Annotated in this window: 17 protein-coding genes; 2 read left to right on the top strand and 15 right to left on the bottom strand. The window is 61.7% G+C overall.

Features of this window, described 5'->3' with window-relative positions; genetic code table 11:
• Nucleotides 1-42: 42 nt before the first annotated feature.
• From EK373_RS13745 to EK373_RS13680, 14 genes are all read right to left on the bottom strand, one after another.
• Nucleotides 43-1158, bottom strand: coding sequence for an MmcQ/YjbR family DNA-binding protein (locus EK373_RS13745; RefSeq protein ID WP_198683286.1), 1116 nt, complete (start codon nt 1156-1158; stop codon nt 43-45).
• Between the two features lie 54 nt (nt 1159-1212).
• Nucleotides 1213-2571, bottom strand: coding sequence for a COG4315 family predicted lipoprotein (locus EK373_RS13740; protein WP_129643190.1), 1359 nt, complete (start codon nt 2569-2571; stop codon nt 1213-1215).
• 48 nt (nt 2572-2619) lie between these two features.
• Nucleotides 2620-3954 (bottom strand): DUF1552 domain-containing protein, encoded by a 1335-nt coding sequence (locus tag EK373_RS13735; RefSeq protein ID WP_129643189.1) that lies wholly within the window; start codon nt 3952-3954, stop codon nt 2620-2622.
• A gap of 20 nt (nt 3955-3974) precedes the next feature.
• A complete protein-coding gene (locus tag EK373_RS13730; protein WP_129643188.1) occupies nt 3975-5678 on the bottom strand; it encodes a DUF1588 domain-containing protein in 1704 nt (567 codons plus the stop codon).
• A gap of 231 nt (nt 5679-5909) precedes the next feature.
• Nucleotides 5910-7289 (bottom strand): sigma-54-dependent transcriptional regulator, encoded by a 1380-nt coding sequence (locus tag EK373_RS13725; protein WP_129643187.1) that lies wholly within the window; start codon nt 7287-7289, stop codon nt 5910-5912.
• On the bottom strand, nt 7286-9160 hold the full coding sequence (locus EK373_RS13720) for a sensor histidine kinase (protein ID WP_198683284.1): 1875 nt from the start codon (nt 9158-9160) through the stop codon (nt 7286-7288). Before EK373_RS13720 ends, EK373_RS13725 begins: the two co-directional genes overlap by 4 nt.
• A gap of 100 nt (nt 9161-9260) precedes the next feature.
• Complete coding sequence (locus EK373_RS13715) at nt 9261-10532, bottom strand: MFS transporter (RefSeq protein WP_129643746.1); 1272 nt, start codon at nt 10530-10532, stop codon at nt 9261-9263.
• 384 nt (nt 10533-10916) lie between these two features.
• Entirely contained in the window at nt 10917-13208 is a 2292-nt protein-coding gene (locus EK373_RS13710; RefSeq protein ID WP_157994357.1) for a YncE family protein, read from the bottom strand.
• Between the two features lie 308 nt (nt 13209-13516).
• A complete protein-coding gene (locus EK373_RS13705) occupies nt 13517-16435 on the bottom strand; it encodes a TonB-dependent receptor (protein WP_129643185.1) in 2919 nt (972 codons plus the stop codon).
• Between the two features lie 196 nt (nt 16436-16631).
• Nucleotides 16632-17867 (bottom strand): AGE family epimerase/isomerase, encoded by a 1236-nt coding sequence (locus tag EK373_RS13700; protein WP_198683283.1) that lies wholly within the window; start codon nt 17865-17867, stop codon nt 16632-16634.
• Nucleotides 17852-18754 carry an ROK family protein gene (locus EK373_RS13695; RefSeq protein WP_129643184.1) on the bottom strand — a complete coding sequence of 301 codons (903 nt, stop codon included), beginning with the start codon at nt 18752-18754 and terminating at the stop codon, nt 17852-17854. The genes EK373_RS13700 and EK373_RS13695 overlap by 16 nt, the downstream gene beginning before the upstream one ends.
• 124 nt (nt 18755-18878) lie before the next feature.
• Entirely contained in the window at nt 18879-20105 is a 1227-nt protein-coding gene (locus EK373_RS13690) for an ROK family transcriptional regulator (protein WP_129643183.1), read from the bottom strand.
• A gap of 28 nt (nt 20106-20133) precedes the next feature.
• Nucleotides 20134-20502: a thiol-disulfide oxidoreductase DCC family protein gene (locus EK373_RS13685; RefSeq protein WP_198683282.1), complete on the bottom strand. Its 369-nt coding sequence runs from the start codon at nt 20500-20502 to the stop codon at nt 20134-20136.
• The gene (locus tag EK373_RS13680; protein WP_157994356.1) at nt 20495-21478 is read right to left on the bottom strand and encodes a fatty acid desaturase family protein; all 984 of its coding nucleotides are present in this window, start codon (nt 21476-21478) and stop codon (nt 20495-20497) included. Before EK373_RS13680 ends, EK373_RS13685 begins: the two co-directional genes overlap by 8 nt.
• 268 nt (nt 21479-21746) lie before the next feature.
• Here EK373_RS13680 and EK373_RS13675 point away from each other — a divergent pair, with 268 nt between their 5' ends.
• Nucleotides 21747-22466 (top strand): lysozyme inhibitor LprI family protein, encoded by a 720-nt coding sequence (locus EK373_RS13675; protein ID WP_129643180.1) that lies wholly within the window; start codon nt 21747-21749, stop codon nt 22464-22466.
• Between the two features lie 180 nt (nt 22467-22646).
• Here EK373_RS13675 and EK373_RS13670 read toward each other — a convergent pair whose 3' ends face one another.
• Complete coding sequence (locus tag EK373_RS13670) at nt 22647-23912, bottom strand: metal-dependent hydrolase family protein (protein WP_198683280.1); 1266 nt, start codon at nt 23910-23912, stop codon at nt 22647-22649.
• Between the two features lie 557 nt (nt 23913-24469).
• On the opposite strand from EK373_RS13670, the gene EK373_RS34270 reads away from it, so the two are divergent.
• Nucleotides 24470-24976, top strand: a complete 507-nt coding sequence (locus EK373_RS34270) for a GNAT family N-acetyltransferase (protein WP_129643179.1) — start codon at nt 24470-24472, stop codon at nt 24974-24976.
• Nucleotides 24977-25190: the final 214 nt, after the last annotated feature.

Raw genomic sequence — 25190 nt, 5'->3', positions numbered from 1 at the left:
AATTTCTTCCTCCTTCCCCGGTCTGGTCACGTGCTCGTGCAATTATTCGCCAACGGCTTCGGTCTGCGCGCCGGCGCCCCGCACACTGGAGATGGCCTGCTCGCCGCGCTCCTCGTGCAGGATGTAGGCTTGAACGAACTTGATCTCCCACGCCATGGATATCGCGGTGTTCTCTCCGGTCTTCGGGTCCGGATAGCCGTCCGCATTCTTGCGCATGGAGCGATACTCGGAAGTCATCGGTTCCGCGCCGTAGCTGCGATGATGGGTAGACCAGTTCTGACCGAGCGAATTGTAGTAGCGCTCGATGTCCGTGTACCCCGCCATCAAACCTTCGGCGCTTTCCGGCGTCAGCTTGAGCTTCACGCGCCAGGCACGCACCGACAGATAAGGCACCCCGCGCGCTTGTGATTCGGGGAAAGTGACATCCGACGGCTCGGTGGTCAGCACACCGTCCTTGATCTTGCCGCGCAGGTGATAGATGAAGCTCTTGCCCCAGCGGAAGTCGATCCGATGCGTGGTGCCAGGCGTGTACGCGCCGAGCGTGTCCACCATCAGCGGATCCTTGCCGCGATAGAGCGTGACGTCGACGGCGTCGTCATTGGTAAGGTCATCGACGTTGGTGAGCTCCACCAGGAAACGGTTGTAGTTGAACTTCCGCATGTAGTCCTGAATGAAGTGTCGGTAAGACCCATCCGGCCCCCGGTAGTTGTCGACGCAGCCGAGCACGCGATACATCTGATTGTCGATGCCGGGCTCGCCGTCGGGGCTCGTGAAATCGTTGCGACCGACTTTGCCATCCAGGTTCATCCCGATCGCAGTCGTGCCTTGGGCTTCCTTGAAGTGCAGCTTCGGCTCCGGCTCGGTCGTCGGGTTCCAGATCTGCCCTTCGCGCTCGAGCTGGGTCTCGACGAACTTGTAGCGAACGCCGTTCTCCATGGGATAGAGCGTCTTGAACTGCTCGCGCGGGCCGTCGTTGATGCCTTCCGGGCACTCGACCTTGCCGTCCGGCGACTGCCAGATCGCTACGTTCTTGGCGGTCAGAACATAGCCGATCGTACCGGCGCGCAACGGGCTGTCCGCCGCCTGGGCAGTCGCCACGCCGAGCGCGCAGCCCAGCAGGCCTGCAACGGCCGGTCTCACCGATCGATATGACTGCATAAACTTCCCCTATTCGATTGCCGATGCTTCGTTGGCGAGCATCTGGAGCCAAAGTCAGCGTGAGCTACCGGCGTTTCCGCCAAAGTCATCGCGCAACCAAAACGCCTTGTAGCCGTTGCGCGCGCCGTTGAACTCGCCCCAGGTATCGCACTCGATGTCTCCTGGCTTTTTGTCACGCGCGCAGTAATACACTGGCCGATCGCGATAGGCCCATACGTGCAACGCATCCGAGGCGTTGCGAGCGGCCTTCTTGCCAGTCTTCGGATCGATGTCCATCGTGCTCCAGATGTGACTGTTGCTCTTCGCACCCTTCGGCGCGATCACGTAAGGAAATTGCTTCAGACACAGCTCCGGATCGCCGCGACCGCAGATGGCAAAGCGATACGCCTGCGGTGTGTCGGGATGGTTGCAGGCCAGCTGGTCGACGGCATCGTCATTGCAGTTATAGATATAAATTGTCATGCCCTTCGCGTCGCCGAGCACCTGGCCGGAGTGCGTGTCGTTCACGGTGAAACCCTCGGGCGGCGGCGGCGCCAGCTGGGTGTAGGCGTTGTGCCAGCCGGGCACATCGCTGCCCTCGAGGCTGCTGCCTTTCGCATCCAGGGCACGCGTGTAGAGCGGCATCTTGCGGAACGCCCACTGCTTGACACCGGGCGAGCTCTCGATGATGGACCAGTCGCCCTGCGGTCGAACGGTCTCGGGCGCGAGCACCGGCAACCAGTCGTGCAGACACTTCAAATCGCAGTTGGACTTGCCCGGCGCATCGTGGTCCGAATAGTAAACAGAGCGCCCGGTAGCGCCGATGGTCAGAAGATGGCCGGTCGCGACCGTACGCACGGCGAACTGCGGCGGAATGTTGGGCGGCGGTCCCACCGGCTTGCGCTGCGCACCGGCTTCGGAGGTGCCTCTCAAGTCACTGCCGCCGAAGACGTCACCTGGTCCGCGATCGAGGACCGAGGTGTAGAGAGCGTAGCCGTCGTACGCCCACTGTTTAGTGCCGTCTTTGCGATCGAGGATAGTCCACTTTCCGACCGGCTCCGCGTTGGGCTTGGCCAGTACCGGCGGCCAGACATCGATGCAGCTGGGTCGGGTCTCGACTTCCGGCAGCTCCAGTCCGCCCGGATACGGGCTCATCAAGCCCGCGTTCTCGGTGTACTTGTGATCGTCGCAGGTGGGCTTGCCCTTCTGCTCGCCGGCATCGCCGTTACGCAAATTGGTGATGGGCCAGTTGTAGAGCGTCTTGCCGTCTGCATCGGCGAAGACCGGCCCTTCGAAATCGGTCACGATCACCTTGAAGCCGCGCGGCATCGGCTCGCGCACGTAGTCCTCCAGCAACTGCTTGTTCTTCGCCTCCGCCGGTAACATTACAAACGTCGCCGCCAGAACGCCCATCAGGCCTACGATCTCTCGCATCAGTCCCCCTTTCTCTCAGCCAAAGCCGACATGATCCGCAAGCGCGGATCAGGCCAGCATCTCGCTGATGACTTTGCTGGCCTGGTTGCTCTTGGTTCCCCACGAGGGAATGTCCAGGCCCATGACCTTCATTGTGGTAAAGCCGAGCTGGGTTCCTTGCGCACCCTTGCAGTCGATGTGCAATCCGGTTTTGACCCTGCCGCCGGCCTTGCCCGCCGTGAACGCCGGCATCTCTTCGAGCGAGTGGATGCGCGCATTGGCCACGTCGGTGTTGGCCATGATCAAACAATTGTCGAGCAGCGTGCCGTCGCCCTCCTTCACGCTATTGAAGGCCTCGACGAAATACGCCCACGATTCCATCGACCGGCGCAGGAACCACGATGCATTCGGCTGATAGCCAAGCTGTGCATCGGTCGGCTCCTCATGAGTGGTCGTATGGTGCGGCTTCTCGTAACCGGGCTTGGTCGTGTTGGCCTGGGCGTTCGAGTAGGCCATGTTGAACACGCGCGTCTGGTCGCACGCGACGGCCATGACCAGCAGATCGGTCATGATCTTGTGACGCTCGGCGACCAGGCTCGCTTCGTTGCCGAGCTTCGGATCTTCGGCAGGCGCCTTAGGCAGCACACAAGCCGCGCGCGGCTCGGGCTTGGTCAACTGATGGTCGAACTGCTGCTCGAGGTGGCGCAGGCCCGTGAAGTACTGATCGAGCCGCTGCCGATCCTCGGCGCCCACTTTCTTTTCGAGCCCCTTGATCTGCTCGCTGACCGCCGACAACGCGCTCTTGCGCGCCATGATGAGCGGACTCGGTGCGAACGTGGGGGCGTTCGGGTCCTGGAAATCCGGGCCAAACAACCGCTTGTAGAAATTCACCGGCGAGAACTCCGGCGAGTTCGGCGTGTTGGGATTCTCGTAGGACACGACAGTACGCACGTCGCCGGTCGCGGTTGCAGTCAGATTTTTGAAGCGCGTGGTGCGGCCAATCTGATTGGCGACGATGACATCGAGCGTCTCCGCGGGCGCCTGGTTGGCGACCGTAGGTGACGTGCCCGAGCGGAACACCATCCAACCGGTGAAGTGGCAGAAGAACGCACCATCGCGAAAAGCCGTGAGGTTGGTGTAGAGATTGATTTGATCGCGCACGTTCTTCAGTGCGACCAGTTCCTCGGGAAGATCGAAGCCCAAGCCCGTCTTCTTGGGCACGAACACGTTCTTGCTCATCCCCAAGCCCCACAGCCAGGTGCCGTAACGAATGGGCAGCGGCGTGCCGTCAGCATAGGCATTGCCGTTGTCGTTGAGAAAGCAATTCAGCAGCGGCAATCCGACCGTGACGGCTCCGCCCTGGAGTATTCCGCGAAGAACACGACGACGTGTGAGTGTTTTCATTGGTATTTCCCCCTCATTCATCAATTCGCAGAGCTGGCTGTCTTCACAGCCGGCGCCGGCGACTTCGGTTCGACGATGGCCGAAAAAGCATTGCTGAGCGCGATGGTGCGCAACAGGTCTGGCACTCGATAGCCCGCTTCGGCAAAGCGCGCGTTGAAGTAATCGAGCGTCTTCTTGTCCTCCGGACGAAGCGCTCCGCCAGAGCCGTAGCTGTACACACGCTGCACCAGGCAGGAAGTCAGGCCCGGGTAATCCCGCAGCACCTGCCCGAGGCTCGCTGCGCCGGAGAACGATTTGCCGTCGAGCGAGCCGCTCGCATCGATCTTGGTGCCCCGCTCTTCCTCGCGAAAGCGACCGCTGCTGTCGAAGTTTTCCAGCGCAAGTCCCATCGGGTCGGTGATCTTGTGGCAGCCGGCGCAGACCGGGTTCTTCAGATGGAACGCGACGCGCTCACGCTGGGTCGCGAACGGCGAGTCCGGATTGTCGACCGCCGAAAAATCGACATTGGGCGGCGGCGGCGGCACGCGCTGGCACAACAAGGTCTCGCGCAGCGCTTTGCCGCGCAACGTCGGAGAAGAGCGCGTGGGGTGCGAGTGGAGTGCAAGAAAGCTGACCTGGCTCAACAGGCCGGCGCGGGGACTATCGGGCGCTTCGGTGTAGGGCGTCCAACCGGCTGGCGCGGGCTCGCCGTAGAGCATGGCGAGTGCCGGCGAAATAAACGTTTCGCGAGTTGTAAAGAGATCGCGGTAGTCGCCGCGCTTGTTGACCAGATGATCGACGATGGTTCGCAACGTCTGCTCGCGCGCATCCTGCGCCACCTGGCCCGTGAACTGCGGATAAGTCGCCGGGTCCTTGGAGAGCGAATTGAAATCGTCGAATCCGAACATGTCGTCGAAGAAGGCGCGTACGCCGGCGTCGAGGCGACGGCTGGAAAGCATCATATCGACGACGCGTGCGCGGCCCTCGGGCGTCTGTATCTCGCCGCTCTCGGCTGCCTTCAGCAGGTTGTCGTCAGGCACTGCATCCCACAGGAATAGCGACATGCGTGTGGCGAGAGAAAAAGCATCGAGACGCTGGCGCCCCGGACGTTCGGGATCCGGCTCCGTCGTCTCAGCGACAAACAACACGTTGGGGCTGACCAGCATGGCTTCGAGCGCAACGCCGATGCCCGTGTAGAAATCTTTCAGATCGTTCGCCGACTTGTTGGCCTGGGTGACGAACACGTCGAGCTCTTCCTGCGTCATCGGCCGACGGTGCAGCAGCCGTCCTTTCTCCTTCAGGAACTGGGTGGCGCAGGCCTTGTCCGCCTTCTTCTCGTTCTTCGGCTTGCAGGTGATCAGAAATGCACGATATTTCGGATCGATCACCGTGTTGGCAATCGTCACCGCAGATTTTTGATACAGCTCCAGCTGGGCCGTGGTCACGCCTGTAATCGAAGAGCCGAGCGCCAGCAGACCGTCGCGACGCTGCGCCGGAGGAAAATGAGGCTCGGGCGCGACGTCGGGCCCGAAAACATAACGGACGCTGTTGAGGTACTGATCCTCGCTGAGCAATCGCAGCCGGCTCAGAGACGCCGTGTCCTGCGGCTCCTGCAGGGGCGCTTTTGTTTCTTGAGCCTGGTCGGAAGTCGCTGCACTTTGCGAGGCAGTTGATGTTCCGGAATAACTCGCTAATGCGATGGTGGCTAGCAATCCCGCTGCAGATCCACTCAACATCAAACGCATGTAACCCCCTCCTCAAGCCTACGAACCTGCTTCTTTCAGCAGATACAGCAATCGACGTGCCACTTTTCCGTTGCACGCCGCGTGCTACGTAAATACCTTGTTGTAGAGGGTTTTTCTTGGCGTCGTGGAGGCTGTTTTTGGGAGGTACTGACGACTCGTGGCGCGCTAGCGGCGCCGATCAGCGGAAATCTGCCGATTCATAATTTGAGCATCGGCCAAAAACCGCCCATGTCAGCCGTGGCCGTGCGCACCGGCATCGCGCCCTGGCCTGATCAATCCGTACTTGACCATCTTTTCATTCAACGTACGCCGTGGAATCCCCAGCACCTCGATGACGGTGCTGATCGAACCGCCATGATCCTTCAGGGCGGACTCGATCAGTTGCCGCTCGTAAGCGGCTACCCGATCCGCCAGCGCCGAGCCGACGACCGTCGGGCTCTGCGTCGCCTTGCCCAGGATCTCCGGCACCGTTCGGCCCATCGATTTCAATCCCAGCGCATAACGCTCGGCAACGCTTTTCAATTCCCGCACGTTGCCGGGCCAGCTGTGGGTGAGCAATGCCTCGACGTCGGATGAGGACAACGAGCGGTGCGGCTGTCCTGCAATCGAAGCTGCGCAGGTCGCAAAGTGTTCGAACAACAACAGAATGTCTCCGTCGCGCGCCTTGAGCGGGGGCAACGGAATTTCCGCGCCTGACAGTCGATAGTAAAGATCGGGACGGAACCGGCCGAGCCGGCCCTGTTCCTCGAGATCGTATTTGGTTGCAGCGATGACCCGCACGTTGACCGCCACGCTCTTGTTCGAGCCGACGCGTTCGACCACCCTTTCCTGCAGGACGCGCAACAACTTCGCCTGTAACGACAGCGGCATGCTCTCGATTTCATCGAGCAGCAGCGTACCGCCGTGCGCGAACTCGAACTTCCCGACCCGCGCGGTGCGCGCCCCGGTGAATGCGCCCGCCTCGTGGCCGAACAATTCGCTTTCGAACAACTCTTCGGGCAGGGCCGCGCAATTGATGGCGACGAAGGGCGACTTCGCACGCGGTCCGAAGTCGTGTAAGGCGCGGGCAACCACTTCCTTGCCCGTGCCGGTCTGTCCGGTAATGATCACGTTGGGATCGTGGTGGCACAGTTCCGCCACCATGTCGCGAACCCGAGCGATCGCCGCCGAAGCGCCGACGATGTGAGCCTGCAATCCTTCGTGGGCGGCAACGCGTCCGGACAGCTGCTGCAGTTCGTGTTTCAAGCGACGTTGTTCGATCGCTCGCGCAACGACTGCCGATAGATGCTCAGGCACATACGGCTTCTGTAGAAAATCGTAGGCGCCCTCGCGCATCGCCGCGACCGCGAGTGGCACGTCGCCATGTGCGGTGAGCAGAACGACAGGAATATCGGGCTCGAAACGCTGCAGTTCTCGCATCAGGTCCATGCCTGATTTGCGCGGCATCTTGAAATCCGTCAGTACAACCTTGGGCGCCCTGCGCCGGATCGCAGCCAGCGCGGCATCCGCATCTGCCGCCGTCTCGACAGTGTGACCGCCGAGCTCCAGCCATTGCGCGATCGAGTGGCGTACCTGCTCTTCATCATCGACAACGAGGACTGTGGGATTCATGTCTGAATTGCAACAGCGGTGTGAGGGGCCAGGATGCCGGCGAGCGGCACGACAATACGAAACGTCGTGCCTCGATCCAAGGTGCTCTCGACAGAAATCTCGCCGCCCATGTCCTGGATGATTCCGTAGGAGATCGACAGCCCGAGGCCGAGCCCCTGGCCAACATCCTTGGTGGTGTAGAAAGGATCGAACACGCTGCTGAGGTGTTCCCGAGCGATGCCCCGACCGGTGTCGGAGACCTTGAGGCTCGCGCGCCGTTCTTCGCGCTCCAGCTCGATCGTCAGCTGCCGCTGCGGCCGCTCGCGCATGGCGTCGAGCGCATTCGAGATCAGGTTGACGATGACCTGTTCCAGGCGAACGGCGTTGCCGATCACGTACACCGGCTGCTCGGGAACCGAGAGGTGCAAGGTCACGTCCTGCTCTCCGACGCGATAGTCGACGAGGCTGAGTGCGTAGCGAATGGCGGCAGTGATGTCCGTCGCCTGCTTGGATTCAGTGTCCTTGCGCGCAAACGTCTTCAGGTGCTGGGTCAGCGCCCCCATGCGGGTGACGATTGCCGAGACGAGTTTCAGATTCGACAGGGCCGAGTCCTTGTCGTTTCTATCGAGTAGCACGCGCGCCCCGGCAATGTAGGTCGTCATCGCGGCGAGCGACTGGTTGATCTCGTGGGCAACGCCCGCCAGTGCCTGCCCGAGGCTTGCCATCTTGGTTGCGTGCACGAGGTTGTCCTGCGCTCGACGCAGGTCCCGCTCGGTCCTGATTCGTTCATTGATCTGCGCCGACAGCAGCGAATTCGTCGCAGCCAGCTCAGCCGTGCGCTCGGTCACCCGCTGTTCCAGGATGTGATGCGCGTTGAGTTTGGCGCGCACGATATGCCGGCGCTGATGCGTGACGAGGTAGATCAGCAAGGCGGCGAGCACTGCCAGCATCACAGCGGCGGCAACCACCGCAGCCTGCTCCTGCACGGCTCGCAAAGGAAACAGGACCACCATGTTCCAACCGTGCTTCGGCACGGGCTGACTGAACACGACGTACTCATGGCTGGTGTGCTCCTTGGGTTCGTTGATGCGCACCACCTTCTGGCCGTGATCGGTCCGCTCGCCAACGAATAGAGGATTCAGATCGTCGATGTCACGACCGTATTGACGCGTATCACGCAGCAGCCGCAACTGTGATTCCGACAGGTGTGAGATCGGCCGGTACTGCCAGGTCGGGCGGCTCGTCAGGAAGATCACGCCGTTCGGATCGAGCATGGCGACCAGCGCGCCGGTGCTCTTCCATTCGTTCTGCAACGGGTGCAGGTCCACTTTCACGACCGCGACGCCTACTCCCGTGTGGGCGGCGTTCTCGTTGGCCGAATGCCAGAGAAAATAGCCGGGCTTTCCGGTGGTTGCACCGACAGCGTAGTAACGGCCTTCGTCGTTGTTGAGCGCTTCGGTGAAGTACGGGCGGAACGCGTAGTTCCTGCCGATGAAATTATGTTTATCGAGATAGTTGCTCGCCGCCAGCGCGACGCCGCTGTGATCGAGCACATAGATGTCGGACGAGCCGGCTGCCTCGTTCAACGATTTCAGATATTTATTCGCGGCCTCTCTGGCCTGCGGCGACTCGGGATGCTCATAGACGGCCGCGATCGGCGCCGCCTGGGCGAGCGCAGTCGGCAGATAGCGGAATCGCTCGATCGTGGCGTCGAGCGTGAGCTGAAGCAGCGACAGCCGATCGTTCGCCGTACGCTGCAAGCTGCCGAAGCCGGACTGCAGCGCCAGCTCATAAGCAAGCCATCCGGATCCGGCGATCATCGCCGCGATGAGCATGACCACCGCTGCGCGGCGCACGCGAAGAGACTGCCAGGTCTTGGCCGCGGACTTCATGAGCGAGGGTCGTGCGGATTTTCTCGGCTAGTTGTTTACCCAACGTGATACGTGCGTCGGACCTCTTGGCGATGTTAGCAGCAATGTGCGGATGCGTCTGTCAGTCGTGCCGGTTCATCGCGGAGGTCTTCTTGGTGTCGCGCATGAGCAGGTACACCACGAGCGACGTAGCGATACAGCCGGTCAAGTAATAGTAGAACCAGTGCTCGCGACCGATCGATTTGAACCACAGCCCGATGGACTCGGCGGTGCCGCCGAAGATGGACACTGTGATTGCATAGGGAAGTCCGACGCCAGTTGCACGGACCCGCGTGGGGAATAGCTCCGCTTTCACCACTGCATTTATCGATGTGTAACCTGACACAATTATCCATGCGAGGGCAATCAGGAAGAACGCCTGAAGTGGATCCCGGGCCGCCTGCAATGCTGTCAGCAGTGGAATGGTAAACAGCGTACCGGCCACGCCGAAGCCGATCAGCAGCCACTTGCGGCCGATCTTGTCGGAAATCGCCCCATAGATCGGTTGCAGCAGCATGGCGAACAGCAACGATCCGGCCGTCACCATGGTCGTCTGGTCATCAGTGAGATTGACCGAGAGCTTCAGGAACTTCTGCATATAAGTGGTGTACGTGTAGAACGCCGCCGTGCCGCCCATGGTCAGGCCGACGACGAGCATCACCTCGCGCGGATATTTCATCAGCGCCTTGGTCGAGCTTTCACGCGGAGCGGCTTTCCTCGCTTCGACGAACGCATCGGTCTCGTGCAAGTCACGGCGCATGACGGCCGCAACGATCGCCAGACAGGCGCCGATCGCGAATGGAATTCGCCAGCCCCAATCCATCAACTGTTCGTGAGTCAGGAACACCTTCTGTAACAGCAGCAGCACCAGGATGGCCAGCAACTGGCCGCCGATGAGCGTCACATACTGGAAACTGGCGAAGAAGCCGCGATGATTCTCGTGCGCGATCTCGCTCAGATAGGTGGCGCTGGTGCCGTACTCACCGCCGAGGCTCAGCCCCTGGATCAGGCGTGCAACGAACAGCATCACCGGCGCGACGATGCCGATCGAGGCATAGGTCGGCGTCACGGCGATCATCAGCGAGCCGAAACACATCAGCAGCACCGACAGCGTGAGCGCCGTGCGCCTGCCATAGTGGTCGGCCAGATGTCCGAACAGCATGCCGCCGAGCGGACGGACGATGAAGCCGAACGCGAACAGCAGCGCAGCGCTCAGCTGCTGAACGACGACGTTCTCGCCCGGGAAGAACAGGTGCGCGAAGTACAGCGCGAAGGCCGCATAGGCGTAGAAGTCGTACCACTCGACCAGGTTGCCTACCGATCCGATGAAGATCGCCTTGATACGCCGACGCATGTCCGCAGCGTCGAGGGGCGCAACTTTCACCGCTTTCGCAATGTCGGCATCGACCGCCAGCTCAATTTGTCCCATTTTTTGTGATACCGCGCTGATTACGTCGTCTGTGCCAGCAAGGTTGCAATCCCCATGCCACGCATCTAAAGGCCAGACGTCGCAGTCGGGACGTGAGTATTTTCGAATACTCACACTGCAGCGGCGGGGCAACTTGCAGAGCAATCGGCAGAATCTTGCCGATCCGCGCAATCCCATCGGCGGAAAGCGGCCTATGCGTCGACCGGTTTAGCGCACGAGACCGGCGCCGGCAGTCCCGAAGAGGTCACCTGGTGCCGCCGAGCCGATGAAAGATCGATCCGCAGCAGGCCAAAAACTACCCGATCTGCGCTAGTCGACCGAATCCGGATTGGGCATGTAGATGACGCGTCCATCGAATGCGATGGCGGCGAGATCCACCTCATTCACGCGAATCAACTTGCGTACCCGCCCGGTAACATCCAGTGGAGAGATCATGAGTGGCGCATACGTGCGTGTGTCGAAGACCTGCAGAAAATTGAGACCGCAATCATCTTGATTCGTATAGCCAACGCAGCTCGCCACATAGGCGCGATTGCGTGCAGCGTCGATGGCGACGGGCCCCCATGCAGGCGTAGCAAAGGCCATCGAGTACGGCACGCTCACGACACCGTGGCCGCTGAGCGGTCCGAGCGCGAATATCCCCGTTACGATGCCGGCCTCGGGATCGAACACCACGCCCGTGTCGCTGTAGAGCAAACTTCCTGACTGTGTGAATCCGGTATGGAACGGAAATGGATGCACACTGCTGAAAATGTTGTCGTAGTGCCATAGCGGTGTAATGCCGCCATTGCTGGTATCGGCGCTATCGATCCAGAAGCCACTGCCCTCCGAATCAAACACGTAGAACCGATCGGCGCTCTCACCCCAGGCGGGCTGCATGGACCCGCCGGACAGCACGCCGCGAGGCGTGATGTCGTCGTAGATCACCGGTCCCACTGCCACGGTCAGAGGCCTGCCGGGTGCGGCGCGCAGGAAACCAGCCGGCCACGCACCGCCCACACCGCTCACAAGCGCTTCGGACGCAAACGTCGGCAGCCGCAGACGCTCGAACGAATCCGTGCCCGTCACGTACAGGAACTGACCGTCATCGGTCACCTCGATTGCGTGCACAGGAGTGGGCCGCGCGACATAGCTCGGTGTGTCCAGGCGCTGAGGATCGAATATCGCGATCTGCCCGGCGTGAGCAGCAGCGTCCTGTGCAACGGCAACGTACAGCTGCGAGCGTTGTGCATCCCACGCGAGGTCCACGGCGCGTGGCAGCACCGACGTGAATTGAACGAGATCGGCCCGGTAGTACCCGCCCGTTGGTTCGCCAGGCACGACGCGCACGAGGTTTGTACCGCCGGCTGCCACGAACTCTCCATAGACGATGAGCAACTGCCCGTCCGAGGTGGTCATCGCCAGGCCGTCGGCGCCAAAGCGGATCATGTTGGTGATCTTGCTGCCCAGTGGAATCCGAGCGAGAGACAAAGGAAGGCGCGCAGTGTGCAGCAGCTCGCGCGTGTCCTCGCGATAGACATCGATCTTATAGAGGATGCTGGCATCGACCGCTTCTTCCAGCCGCTCGGCAAAGAAGACCCGATTGTTGGCCGAATCGGTCGCGACCTGGGCGTTCGTGTATGGCGACGTTTCTGGACAGGAACGTGCGAATGACGGCAATGCCTGCAGGGTCGTTGCATCGATCACGTGGCCGCAGTTCGTATAGATTCGACCGGCGTCGCTGGCCAGCATTCCGAAGACGCGATTGTTGACCGTAGTCGAGCCCTGCGGAGTCACTGTGACGCTGCCGGTGTCGTAACGCGCGAGCGTCGCTCCCCAACCAAAATCATATAGCGCCAGCACCGTGTTCGAGTCCGCCCACGCCAGTACTTCGCCCGGCTGGCGGATCTCCGGGCCCAGCTGGCCGGGGGGAGCGAGCATCGGACTCTGGCCGTCGTAAACGATCATCCGCGCGAAGGTCTGCAGGGAGACGGCGAATTTGCCGGGCGCGCCGGGTGCGGCTGCGATGTCCAGCGCGAACTGCGGATGTCCCGAGTTGGTGCCAGCGGAGTTCATCGGAATCGGCGCCGTGAAGTCACGCGTCAGTGCTGGCACCGAGAAGCGGCTGACCGTGTTCGAGCTGCGGAAGCCGACATAAAGCTTCGAACCATCGTCCGACACGGCAATCGTGTTCGGCTCGCTGCCGGCAAACGCCGAGCCAGACAAGGCGCCGGTCACCGGGTCGAAAGCGACGATGGAGTTGGGCGCAACGGACGATCTGGCGCCGAGTGCGAGATACATCACCTGGTGATTGCGATCCCAGGCAACGTCGTTGACGCCGATGTCGGAAGCGGCGAAGCGCAGCGCCGGCGTGCTCACCGCTATCGTCGCTGTACGCGTGAGGGTGGCAGCGCTATTTCTATCGGTGCAACGGTAGGTGAACGTCGTAGTGCGATAGATCCGTCGGTTCAGCGTCGAGCTCACGAATGGAGCATGCAGCGGATTACTGTCGTCCGGATCGTCGCTGCGGAGCTCGCAGGAAGTGGCATCATTGGATGAGTAAAAGAGCGAGATCGCCTCGCCATAGGACGCAATCGTGGTGCTCGGCGTAAGCGTGACCACGAACGTGGTCGGCGGAGGACCCGGCGGCTGTGGTGACGAAGGCGGGGGTGAGGGGGCCGGGCTACCGCCACCGCCGCCGCCCCCACCGCAGGAACTAAGCAGCACGAGAAGACAGACCGCTGAGACGGACTGGCGCATGTGATTTTCCGTAATCTTTATGAATGAGTACGGGCTGCGCGCCGCCGAGGCCAGCTCGCTCGAACCCCGGCCCCATGGTACATAGTCGGACCCGGATCGACCAAGCTTGAATGGAACCGACGTGCGATGCCCGCCGATCCGGGCACCGCACGTCGGCGCATCGCTACCGATCAGAACTTGCCGCGGAGGCCGGCAATGAACCGTCGCTCATATCCGAACTGGTACGCCTTCTGACTTTCCCACTGAAAATAATAGTTCTCGTATTCGTTGGTCAGATTGAGCCCCTGCAGATACGCCGTGAAGCTCGGCGTGACGTCATAGCTCACTGAGGCGTCGATATAGCTCGTGGACGACTGGTACACCGTGAGTCCTTCGGCGCCCCAGATCTGATTGAACGCCTCGGCTCGCTTGCTGCGGTAGTTGTGAGCGATACGCGCTTGCAAGCGGTCGCTCTCGAACCACAACACGAAATTGGTCTGGTGCTTGGAATTGCTCGGGAACGGCAGCTTTTGGCCGGCAATGTCGGTACGCCCGGAATCGCTAGGCGAGTAGGTGTAGTTGGCGTCCACACCGAAGTTACTCCAGATGCCCGGCAGCTCCGAGAACGCGTGTTTCGCCGAGAGCTCCACGCCCTCCAGCGTGCCGCCCTCGCCCTGAACGTTCGTCAGCACGTTGACCGTACGCCGCACGACGCCGTCCTGATCGGGCAACGCCATCGGCACCGTGCCACGCTCGATGAAACTGTCGACCTCGATGTGGAACAACGCCGCGGCCAGCATCGTCTGGTCGTTCAAATACCATTCGATCGAGCCGTCGAAGTTCTTCGAGCGCCACGGATCGAGCTCCGGATTGCCGTTGGAGTTGGCGCCAACGATCACGAAGCGTCCACCCTCGGCGTTCGAGATCGCATAAGAAGGCGTCAACGCACCGCCCCACTGCTCCAGATCCAGCAGCGTCATGGTCTTCGAATAGCCCATGCGCAACTTGACGGAGTCGCTCAGATCGAACGTGAAATTCAGCGACGGCAGGTAGTCGTTGAACTCGCGATCGGTAACCACATCGCCGGCATCCATATTTGCCGCACCGTACGGCTGCGGCGCGCCGACATTGTTCTGGACCACGTTCAGCCTGGTCTTGACCATGCGCAGGCCGATGTTCGCCGAGTACGGCACGTCGTCGCCGCCGTTCAACCTTCCCTGCAGATAGGCGGTCGTTTGATCCACGTCCACGCCGAAAGAGTTGCCGGGATTCATCACTTTTACGTTGCCGGGGAACAGGCCGTTGTGGAACGCGAGCGGGTCGTCCATCGCTTCGGGGTCCAGCACGTACACGGGCGGCACACCCTGCGCGTCGCCATAGTCGGTCACCCGGATCACGTTGTTTCCAAACGAGGACAGCGGCATGCGGCCCAGCGCCGTGTAGAAGCCACCCGCATCACCCGCGGTGCACGCGCCGTTTATGCCGCCGCCGCCCAGCACGACGTCGGTGGCCTTCCATTTCACCAAACATCCGCTGCCGTTCGAGGCAGCACTACCGTAGAACGGCGCGAGATAGTCGTAGCCGAGCTGGTTGGTTTCCCGCTCGCTGTAGCGAACACCGGCGTCGAGCGCGAACTTGTCCGTGAACTCGTAACTGCCGTCCAGCCGGAATGCAGTCATGTCGGCATCGCGGTCGAAATTGTTCTCAGAGGACAGAGCGCCGATCGAGTAGGCATCGAGGTTGTTGACGATGTCCGGAATGCCCGAGAAGCGCACGTGCTCGCCGCGATAGTCCACGGTGATCTGCGGGAAGCCGGCGTAGCCATTCGGATAAGGATTCTGCGTGCCGCCAGGATAATAGTTGTTCTGAATACCCCACTGGCTGCCGTTGGAAAGATCGATGTCCGCGTAGCTGTTGACGATGTTCTGCTCGGCGTCCGCCAGGATGGCGCGCGCGCTGCCGGTGAACTTTCCGCCGTTGTCGAAGCTCAGCTCCAGGTTGAAGTTCTGCGATTTCGCATCGGTACGCGCGACCTGCGAGAACGACTTCAGGCGCCTCGTGTCCAGCAGGAACTGATCGACCAGGATGAGCTCGCGATCGTCGATCATCGCGCCGCTGCCTCGCGAAGACAATGGCGTGAACCATTCCCATCGCTGCCACTTGTCTTCGGCGGCCATGCCGGCAGTGCGAACATACTGTTCCTGATCGGTGTAGAAGGCATCGGCCGTCAGCTGCACGGCATCCGTGATGCGCGCCTGGAAGGAGGCGTTCAGGCCGATGCGGTCGCGCTCGGTGAAACGATTGAACGCCGTGTGCCCCTGATAGGAAACGATCATGTCGTCGGTATCGCCGTCGCCGTTCACATCGCCATTCACGTCGCCGGGCCAATTGCCGCCCTCACTGGGGCGTCCGCTCCAGCCTTGATCGCCTTGCATGCCGCTGTAGTAATTCGCCAGGTTGACGTTGGAATACGCCACCGAGACCAGCGCGCCGAAACGATCGTTGTTCCAGGCGACCAGCAGATTGCCCTGCGGATCGAGCTCTTCGGCGCCGTCGCCGTACGTGCCTTCAACCGCAGCCGACGCGGTGAGGCCTTGCGGCAGATCGAAGGGGCGGCGGGTGCGTAGATCGACGGTGCCGGTCAAGCCACTGTTGAGCAAGCCGGACGTGGCGGTCTTATATACATTCGCCCCCGCAAACAGCTGCGAGGGTACGTCGGTGAAGTTAGGTTGTACGGTGGTGATGGAGTTGGCGCCGAGAAACTGCTCGCCGTTGAGCAACGTGGACACTTGCGGCAAGCCGCGCACCGCAATCTGACTGCCTTCGCCGGCGTCGCGGCGAATCTGGATGCCGGGGATGCGTTGCAGGGAATCGGAGATGGTGACGTCGGGCAATTTGCCGATGTCTTCAGCGGAAATTGCATCGACGATCTGCAGCGAGTCGCGCTTGATATCGATGGCAGCCTGCTGAGCGGCGCGCACGCCGGTGACCACCACTTCCTCCAGCTCGCCCGCGCTCTGATTCTGGGCAAGGCCGGTATTAGCGAACAGCGCTACGCTCGAGGCCGCGAGCCACGAACCCCGTCGCCATCGCACACTGCGTGTAGGCATCTCTCATCCCCCTGTTTGACTACCGAACCGTTCTTTGCCGGCCTTCGGCTGATCGACGCTTGCGCCCGTCCCGAGCCCGCGTGAATCGCGCACGAGGCCATTGAGCGTGATTCTGCTGCGGCCGTTTTGGCCTTGTCAATAGATTCTTATATTTGTTTTATTTAAATGCCCGGCGGTAATGTTTGCTCGCGTGAATTCATTCTTTAGCGAGACGCAATGACGGGCGCCCTACCCGGTTCAACGTGGCATTGAGGTCCGCGATCGCCGCCACCAGGTGATAAAAAGAGCTGGCGGGCGCGGGCTCCTCAATGAATTCGCCTTGCTCGGACATCTGATCGCGCCACAACCCCACCGTCTCGGTCTGCAGATACCGTTCGAGCGCAGCCGCGGAGCGTTGGGCCATATCCAGATAGCGTGGCGCGCGCGTCAACTCCCAAGCGACGCAAGCGGCCTTCAATCTTTCGGTCTGCGGCCACAGCCTGGCCCGCCGATCGCGGGCTTTGCCGTCGAGCCAGGTCGAGTTGACGGCTACGTCTCTTGACCGATCCACGCCGTGGCTTTCCGCCGCGTCGATGAGATTCGTCGCGAGCTTCAAAGCTCGTGCCTCTCCTGTACTCGAATACCAACGCAGCAGTAGCCAGGCCCACTCGAACTGATGCCCTGGCTCCACGATCGAACCCGCATCGCCTTGCGCGGGTTGCCAGTCATCGGTGTAGAACTCTCGGATCTGCGAGCTCGACGCGTCGATGAGCTTGGTAAACGCGAGCTCAACGATGTCCGCAGCCAGGCGACGCCACCGTACGTCGTGGTCTATCACCTGCCACGCCAGCGCCGCCTCCAGCAGATGCATATGAGAGTTGCTCGTGGCCGTGAGCGGTCGATCGGGCGTTTCGAAGAATCCGCCCGCCGGATTCGTGAGACAGCCTTGCGTCGCTGCGAGCAATGCATGGGCGCGCTGACGCAGCGATGGGTCGTTCAACACATCGTAGGCAGTCGCATAGCCGAGCAATGCGAACGCTTGATCGTAGAGCAGTACGGAATCGTCGACGCAGTTGCCGTCGGGTGCGACGCTCATGCGGATGAGCCCATCGGCTCGCACATAATGGCGCAGGAAATATTCAAGCGCGTGTGCAACCGCCGGCTCCGTCATTCCGTCGTGGCCCAGGTCGTCCGCCAGGCTGAAGGCAAACATCTGCCGCGGGTGTAGTCGCGCACGGCGCGGTTCATTGACAGGCTGGCTATCCTGTTCGAGACGCTCGTGAAAACCGCCGTGTTGACGATCTACGCCACGAGACCACCAAAGCGGATAGGCATCTTCGAGGAGCCAGCGCATCAAGCGCGCCCTGCTCGCATCGAGCAATCTCAGCGGCACCGCCTCCGTCGACACAACGATGGAGACCTCCCTCTCCATCGCGCTCACTTCAGCGGCCATAGTCGCGCCGCGCCTCTGACACCGGAGGAATCTCCCCAGTGTGCCTGCACGATGCGCGGCTCCCAGCTATCGGCGAACACATACGAGCGCACCACTGCCGGCAGCTTTTCATAGAGCTCACGAACGTTCGACATGCCGCCGCCAAGCACGATCGTGTCCGGATCGACGATATTGGCGATGACCGCGAGCGCCCGCCCCAGACGGTGAATGTATCGGTGCACCGCGCTCTGCGCCGCATCTTCGCCTGCTCGGGACAGCTCGATGATCTCTTCGGCGCACCTTTGGATATTCGTGTGCGCGACGTAATCTCGCTGCAAGCCGCTGCCAGACACCCAAGTTTCCAGACAGCCGCGCTGACCGCACCAACAGCTGGGCCCCTCGACCTCTTCGTGCGAAGGCCAGGGCAAGGAGATGTGCCCCCATTCGCCGCCGACACCGTGAGCGCCTTCGACGAGTTGTCCATGGACGATGAGCCCGCCACCGCACCCCGTTCCCAAGATGACGGCGAAGGCAATCTTCGACCCGACGGCCGCGCCGTCGATCACCTCGGAAAGCGCCAGACAATTTGCATCGTTAGCGATCCGCACCGGGCGGCCCAGTGCGGAGCTCATGTCCTCGAGAAATCTGCGTCCGTTCAACCAGATCGCGTTGGCGTTACGCATCGCGCCGGTACGCGGAGAAACAGATCCGGGCGTACCGATCCCGACGGTGCAATTGTTTGTTCCAGCTTGTTGCTCGGCGCCCTGCACGAGCTCGCAAACCGTTTTGATCGCTGCCTCGTAGTTCCCCGGCGTCGCCGCGCGAATGCGAGCACGGAATTCGCCGTCACCGTCGATGGCAGCTGCTTCGATTTTGGTGCCTCCGAAGTCCACGCCGATTTGAATCAAAGCTCGCCCCCGCCGCTGACGCGGTTCCCCCTGCCCACGCGAAGAGCGTACTTTGGCGAATTAAAAAAGTAAATTTATTTAATGAGCCAATCGCAGGACAGCCCGAAGGCAGCGGCAGAATGGCTCAGTCTGCGGAGACCTTCATCAGCGCCGAGCGAGACGGCAGCAGTCGTTCCTGGAATGGAAGAATGGCCGCCCCGATTGCTGGAGCGTCGGTGGCCATGGCAGCGCGCATGACCGGCGCGATCTTTGGAACATCGCCTGCCCTGCTGCGCAGACGTTGATTGAGCCGCTCCGCGAGCTCATCAACCAGCCCACCGGGCAACCGGCCGCCGATGAACACGGCCTTGGGATTGACCAGACAGCTGACCGCGAGCAGCGGGTCCGTCAAGAAGTCCGCCGAGTCGGCAATCCAATCTGCGACGACCTCTTTGCCCTTGGCGTCGAGGGACAGCAGGTCCTCGGGCCGCGCTACAGTGCGATTTTTCTCGGCCAACAACTCATACAGCGCGGACAACGAGACCGCTGCTTGCAACGAATGCGCCTTGGTACGACGCGAGCGCAGCGGCAGGAAGCCGATCTCTCCACTACGACCGTCCGCGCCACGGAAGTAACTGCCGTCGATGACCAGACCGCCGCCCAAAGATGCGCTGATCAGCAGATAGAAAAATGTCGGGCTGCGCAGGCCGTGTCCGAACTGGAGCTCGCCGATGGCGGCTGCGGCCGCATCGTTCTCGACCAGTATGGGTTCGGGCAACACGTTGGCCAGCATCTTGTTCACATCGACGGTGTTCCAGACGCCGTAGCTGGAAGGACGGTGCGGCAGGTCGATCTGTCCCAGATCGTCGGGCAAGGCTACGCCCGTTCCGATGATCTTGCTCTTCGCGAACTGGCGCGCACGTAACATCTCTTCCATCGCCGTTCGGGCAAAGCTGACCACGGCGTTTGGCAGCGCGAAATCGATCTCGTCGGTGATGCGCGCCCGGACGTTTCCCGTAACGTCCAGCGCCACGGCCGTGACGTGGTCGCGATCGATATTCAAGCCGATGGAGAAAGCACCGTCCGGATTGATGGCCAGGCGCTTCGCGGGCTGCCCGCGCTTGCCACGCAGCCGGCCGAGCTCGACGATCAGGTCCTCTTGCAGCAAACGATTGGTGATATTGGCGATCGAGGGCGGGGTCAACCCCGTGATGCGGGCCAGATCCTGGCGGGTGATCTCGCCATTCACGCGGATCGCCTGCAGCGTCACTCGCTGGTTGTAGTCCGCCGCGCGCTCCAGGTTGGTCCCGGCGAGGCTGCTGTGTTTGGGCGATCGCTGGGCGGCCCGGCGCACACGGTGGTTGATCTGCATGTTGTTCGGAATCGGGACTCGAGTTGGCTCACCAGCGCCGGCGGGCGCGATTCAATGCATATAAGCCCGCCGCGAAAGCATTGTATAGCCATCTCGAGAGAACGTGCAGGACTGGCAGCCGTATGAGCCGGGCCCAACGGGTCTGTCCCGGCGTATGCCGCCAGAGAACCTCAAACGCATCGGCGCCGACCTTGAGCTCGCCCTGCTCGTCGACTACGTGCAAGCGCTCCCTGACGAACTCGCGTTCGGCGCCAATCTCACAAACGGCGTCGGCGTCCCTGTGAATGTCGATCCACTCGACCTGCGTGCCGCAGGACTCCATGCGTTGCCGCTGGTCCTTGATGCCGGCATCGCAGACCGGGCACGCGCTGTTGTAATAGACCTTCACCTTAGACACGCGGAGCCTTCCTGACCTCATAGATGTCATGCAGGGTGGCGAACATACACTGCGGCGTCGCGGGCGCACCGCTCGCCCGCTGCAGGGACATCAGGTGGCAACTCGGCACCTGCGGATGCTCGTGGTGCTCGGCGTGACAGTTGAAGTTCAGGTCGTACAACAAAACACGGTCCAGCCAGCTCGGCCGATGAGAACGCACCACCGGCCCGCCGCCCGCACCGAGCTCTCCATGTTCGGCGATTCCGCGCAGCTGGCTGAAGAACAGCCCGAACGTAGCCCCCGACACAAATGGCAGGATGGCCAGAATCGGATATCGGCCGAACCCCGTGACGAGCGCCAGCACGACGCTTTGCACTAGCGCAACGATCACGATCTCGCCAGTCCGCACTGACCTTGCGAGATTGCTTGGCGCCAGCAGGCTCTCGCCGATCACGTGACGCAGTTTCAAACCGAACAGTGGCTCGACCAGGTGCCGGAGCAGACCCCCGGGCGTCGTCCTGGCAAGATCGAGATAGTGGAATCCCTGCGGATCGCCAGCTCGCCCATACAGGCGATGATGCCGCCAATGCTGGACGCAAAACCGGTGGAAGTCGACGCCGCTCAACGCGCCCAGCAGCAGCCCGACCTTCGCGTTCGTCGCGCGACTGACAAACAGCGTGTGATGAGTGCAGTCGTGCATCACCACGGTGATTCGATAAAGAAACAAGCCGATCGCAGGAGTGAGGAGCCAGGGCACGAAGGCATTGATGCGAACGAGCGCCGGCGCTATTCCCAGGAGCGCCAAGAGAGGCATTAGATTGCGTGCGATCGCGCGCCAGCCGTAGGTGTCAGAGGGTTCGAGCCACTCGGGCTTCAGCACGAAATCGTCACTGGCCGGTTTCGGAATTTCGCGAGGTTCTCGGATTTCGAGATCCTGAGAAACATCTGAAATCATCGCGCGCCGCGGGAACGTCATGTGATATTTCGATCCGCTCACCAGACATCGCCAGTGTACTCCGGCCCGGAGCATCACCAAACATTTGTTGGTGACGCGGACGGCCTTCTTTGTCGAGATCGAAGTCACCCTATTCGCTGTGCCCCGCTTACGCCAGGCAGCGTTGCGAACGCCGGGCACACCAAGGCGGCAAAGATCGGCAGGCCATGGCTCGTCGCCTCCATCGCGAGGCCAGTGAGTCCCGGGCCGAGCAAGGCGCCTACTCCCCAGGCCACTGCTTCGTGCAATCATACGGGCCCGTAGCTCAAGGATGAGAACCACCCGAACCATGTGGCAGCCTCGAATCCCTCTGGTCGCAGTCCCTCTCATCGCGCTCTGCGCGCTGCCAAACGCAACTGAAGTGCGTGCTGCCAGTTTCGATTGCTCAAAGGCGAACAGCCGGGTCGAGCAACTTATTTGCCAGGATGAGGAAGTGTCCGCGCTCGATGATCATCTCGCCCGCTACTATCGAGCCGCACGCGTTGTCCTCGGACGGGGCGGCGAGTGTCTGAAGACAGAGCAGCGCCAGTGGATCGCGAATGTGCGCGGCCGCTGCACTGAGCGGGACTGCCTGCGGCGCGTCTACCTTGCGCGACTGGCGGAGCTCGATGGCTTGCAGCCGGGAGCGACTGCGATCCAGGGGATCGATTTGCCGCAGGGCGCGCGGATGCTAGGAATTCTGCCCGCTGCGGAGGATCAACTGGCCGCGCCACGTACATCTGAGTCCGCTCCGGTGGAGATCAGCGGGCGGATCGTCGATGAAGTCGAGACAGGCGATGGGTTCGTACTGCGCGACGGGCGCGGCAAGAGTTATTTGCTACGGCCGCTCATGTTCATCGAGCCGGAGGACGCCAATCTGCTTGCGTCAGCCATCCGGGACCAGGAATCGACGTATATCGTGCGAGGATTCCTCGAGACAGGCGAACAGTCAGCCTCTTTCGCCGTAAGCCAGTGCGCTTACATTTACCGACTGCCGCCGGCTCAACGCTAAACCCGAATGGACCAATCAACATTGATAGGCAGGTTAGGCAACTGAGTTTCATCAGCTCCACGATCCCCGGAACATCGCTCGTGGATCCATCTGCCGATGAACTTTTCTCTTTCGCAAGAGCAAGAGCGGCTGCGCGACGCCATACCGGGCGATGGCTCAGCCACCGCCCGGCTGTACATCTTAGAGCGTGGCCACCTTGCCGCTCTTCATCACGAAGCTCACACGCTCCAGCTCGGTCACGTCCTGCAGCGGATCGCCCTTCACGGCAATCAGGTCTGCCAGCTTGCCGGTGGTCAGCGCGCCCACCTCGCTATCGATCCGGTTGTGTTTGGCGCCCCAAACCGTGGCGGAACGGATCGCATCCAGCGGCGAGAGGCCAGCGGACACCATCAGTGCGAACTCCTTTGCGTTGTCCCCGTGAGCTGACACGCCCGAGTCCGTACCGAATGCGAACTGCACGCCGCCCTGATGAGCACGACGCGCCATGTCCACCATCTTCGGACCGACTTCCTGCGCCTTCTCGCGCACCGGCGCCGGCATCCAGCTGGCAGTACGAGCACGCTCGGCCACGGTAGCGCCGGCCAGCAGCGTCGGCACGAGATAGGTCTTGTTGGCCTTCATCATCTTGATGGAATCGGCGTCCAGATAAGTGCCGTGCTCGATGGAGTCCACGCCAGCGCGCAGCGCCGCGTTGACACCGTCCGTGCCGTGCGCGTGGCACACCACACGACGACCCAACGCATGGGCGGTCGTGACGATGGCCTGCAGCTCATCGTCCTGCATTTGTTGGCTCAGCCCAGCAGCAGTGTTCGACAGCACACCGCCCGTGGACGCGATCTTGATTACATCGGCGCCACGTTGCACGGCCTGCCGTACGGCGCGACGGCAGTCGTCGGCACCAGAGCAACGACCCGGACGAGCAAACAGATCGGTGATGTCGGGACGATAGCCGTGCACGTCGCCATGGCCGCCGTGCGCACCCACGCCGCCTGCGGCAATGATGCGAGGGCCGAAGGCGCGACCAGACTGAATGGCATCACGCAGAGCGATGACGGCGTCAGGGTCGCCACCCAGATCTGCCAACGTGGTGAAGCCTGCGCGCATGGTTCGCTGCGCGTACATCAAACCATCCAGCGTGCGATCGGCGGAGGTCTTCTTCACTGCATCCACCTCGGAGGTCGGGCCGCCTTCGGAGGTGATGTGCACGTGGCTGTCGATCAGGCCCGGCAGCACGAAACTGTCGCGCAGATCGATGGTGTCCCCGCCCTCGGGCGCGCTGTGATAGCCATTGCGCACTTCCACGATCTTGCCGTTGGCAATCACCAAAGTGCGTTCCTGCTCCACCCGGCCATTGCCGGGATCGGCCAGCAGACGGCCGGCCTGCACGAACACCTGCTTGCCCTGCTCGGCCGCGACCGCGCTTGGCGCCCAGGCCGGGGCGCTCATGCCCATTCCGAGCAAACTGATTCCCAAGAGACGGCGTACCGCCGTAGTTATTGTCATGGTTATGCCTCGCAGAGGATGCCGATTTGTGAGCTTGTGTAGTGCCATCGATACGATTCGATTGTGCCACCGTCCCATGCTCACGCGACAAAGCGCTCGCAAGCCGGCACACAATTGCAAGTCTGACGGCGCAAAGCGCCCGTCACGCGCAATAAAAATGCGCCGCTCCTTCGCAATAACCTGGCGATTGCCGGTGCGCAGGTCGACGGCGATCGGGGCCAATCCGATGCTGGGGCCTACGTCGATGGCAATGCGCTCACTGCCCCCCTCGTCCAAGCCAATGTTGCGCCGACGGCATCCGATACGAGCAGGCGCCGACGGACGAGATCGAGCGCCATGCTCTTGGGTGAACCGAACGTTCCTGTGACGCCGTTGATTGTCGGCCGCCGCAGGAGTCATCGTCTTGGAGAAGATTGCGCGGTGTAAAGCCTGAATGTGATTGCCTCATCGCCAATGGCCGACATATATATTCGCCGTCAAATCTCAGGTGGCCCAGAGCCATGCCGCAGGTAGAGTCAGAGTCGATTCAACTCATCCAGCTCAGCGTGCCCGACCTGCGTCGGCTCGCAGCTTCTGAGCCCGTCGAGCTCCAGGGATTGAAAATTCCCGAGGGGGCACTCCCCCCCGCAAAGACCGTCGCCCGCGCTGTGAAGCAGCTGGACAGCGGCACGTCAGCTTTCTGGTGCGTTCCGTTCCTGATTGTTTCCACATCGCGCTCAACACTGCTTGGGGCGTGCGGGTTCAAAACTGCGCCCGTCAACGGTACTGTGGAGATCAGCTATGGCATTGCGCGCGCAGAGCGAGGCCGCGGAGCCGCAACCATAGCTATCGGGCAGCTCTTGCGACTGGCTGCATCCAGTGATCTGGTCGAGCAAGTCGTTGCTCACATACTTCCGCGCAACGTCGCGTCCTCCAGGTTGGTCGCTCGCCTGGGATTCTCGCAGGCAGGCTCGCTGGTGGATACAGACGGCGAGCGGGTTACGCGTTGGGCGCTCATGCTTCGGTGACCCGCCGTCACTATGTTGAGGAAAATTGCGGTGATCCCACCTCTCGCGCCATAACGAGCGAGCATCGAGTGCTTGCAGACCCACGCGGCGGAGATCCGGGTGGCTTTTTCATTTCGCTGCCTGACTTCTGATTCCCGCGTCGACCCCTTCTGAGCGCCTGGATCGTCTTTGCCAAAGGGCTGGCCATTGCCGCCCTTGGATCTCGTTCGTTCAA

This window comes from Peristeroidobacter agariperforans (assembly GCF_004138335.1).
Taxonomy (GTDB): domain Bacteria; phylum Pseudomonadota; class Gammaproteobacteria; order Steroidobacterales; family Steroidobacteraceae; genus Steroidobacter; species Steroidobacter agariperforans.
This window is presented reverse-complemented; position numbering and strand designations above follow the sequence as displayed.

Excerpts from the sequence above, each read along its gene's own strand:
- EK373_RS13690 (WP_129643183.1), bottom strand. The coding sequence starts at position 20,105 with ATGCAGATCAACCACCGTGTGCGCCGGGCCGCCCAGCGATCGCCCAAA.
- EK373_RS13705 (WP_129643185.1), bottom strand. The coding sequence starts at position 16,435 with ATGCCTACACGCAGTGTGCGATGGCGACGGGGTTCGTGGCTCGCGGCC.
- EK373_RS13670 (WP_198683280.1), bottom strand. The coding sequence starts at position 23,912 with ATGAGCGCCCCGGCCTGGGCGCCAAGCGCGGTCGCGGCCGAGCAGGGC.
- EK373_RS13745 (WP_198683286.1), bottom strand. The coding sequence starts at position 1,158 with ATGCAGTCATATCGATCGGTGAGACCGGCCGTTGCAGGCCTGCTGGGC.
- EK373_RS13675 (WP_129643180.1), top strand. The coding sequence starts at position 21,747 with ATGAGAACCACCCGAACCATGTGGCAGCCTCGAATCCCTCTGGTCGCA.
- EK373_RS13735 (WP_129643189.1), bottom strand. The coding sequence starts at position 3,954 with ATGAAAACACTCACACGTCGTCGTGTTCTTCGCGGAATACTCCAGGGC.
- EK373_RS34270 (WP_129643179.1), top strand. The coding sequence starts at position 24,470 with ATGCCGCAGGTAGAGTCAGAGTCGATTCAACTCATCCAGCTCAGCGTG.
- EK373_RS13720 (WP_198683284.1), bottom strand. The coding sequence starts at position 9,160 with ATGAAGTCCGCGGCCAAGACCTGGCAGTCTCTTCGCGTGCGCCGCGCA.
- EK373_RS13715 (WP_129643746.1), bottom strand. The coding sequence starts at position 10,532 with ATGCGTCGGCGTATCAAGGCGATCTTCATCGGATCGGTAGGCAACCTG.
- EK373_RS13730 (WP_129643188.1), bottom strand. The coding sequence starts at position 5,678 with ATGCGTTTGATGTTGAGTGGATCTGCAGCGGGATTGCTAGCCACCATC.
- EK373_RS13700 (WP_198683283.1), bottom strand. The coding sequence starts at position 17,867 with ATGGCCGCTGAAGTGAGCGCGATGGAGAGGGAGGTCTCCATCGTTGTG.
- EK373_RS13740 (WP_129643190.1), bottom strand. The coding sequence starts at position 2,571 with ATGCGAGAGATCGTAGGCCTGATGGGCGTTCTGGCGGCGACGTTTGTA.
- EK373_RS13725 (WP_129643187.1), bottom strand. The coding sequence starts at position 7,289 with ATGAATCCCACAGTCCTCGTTGTCGATGATGAAGAGCAGGTACGCCAC.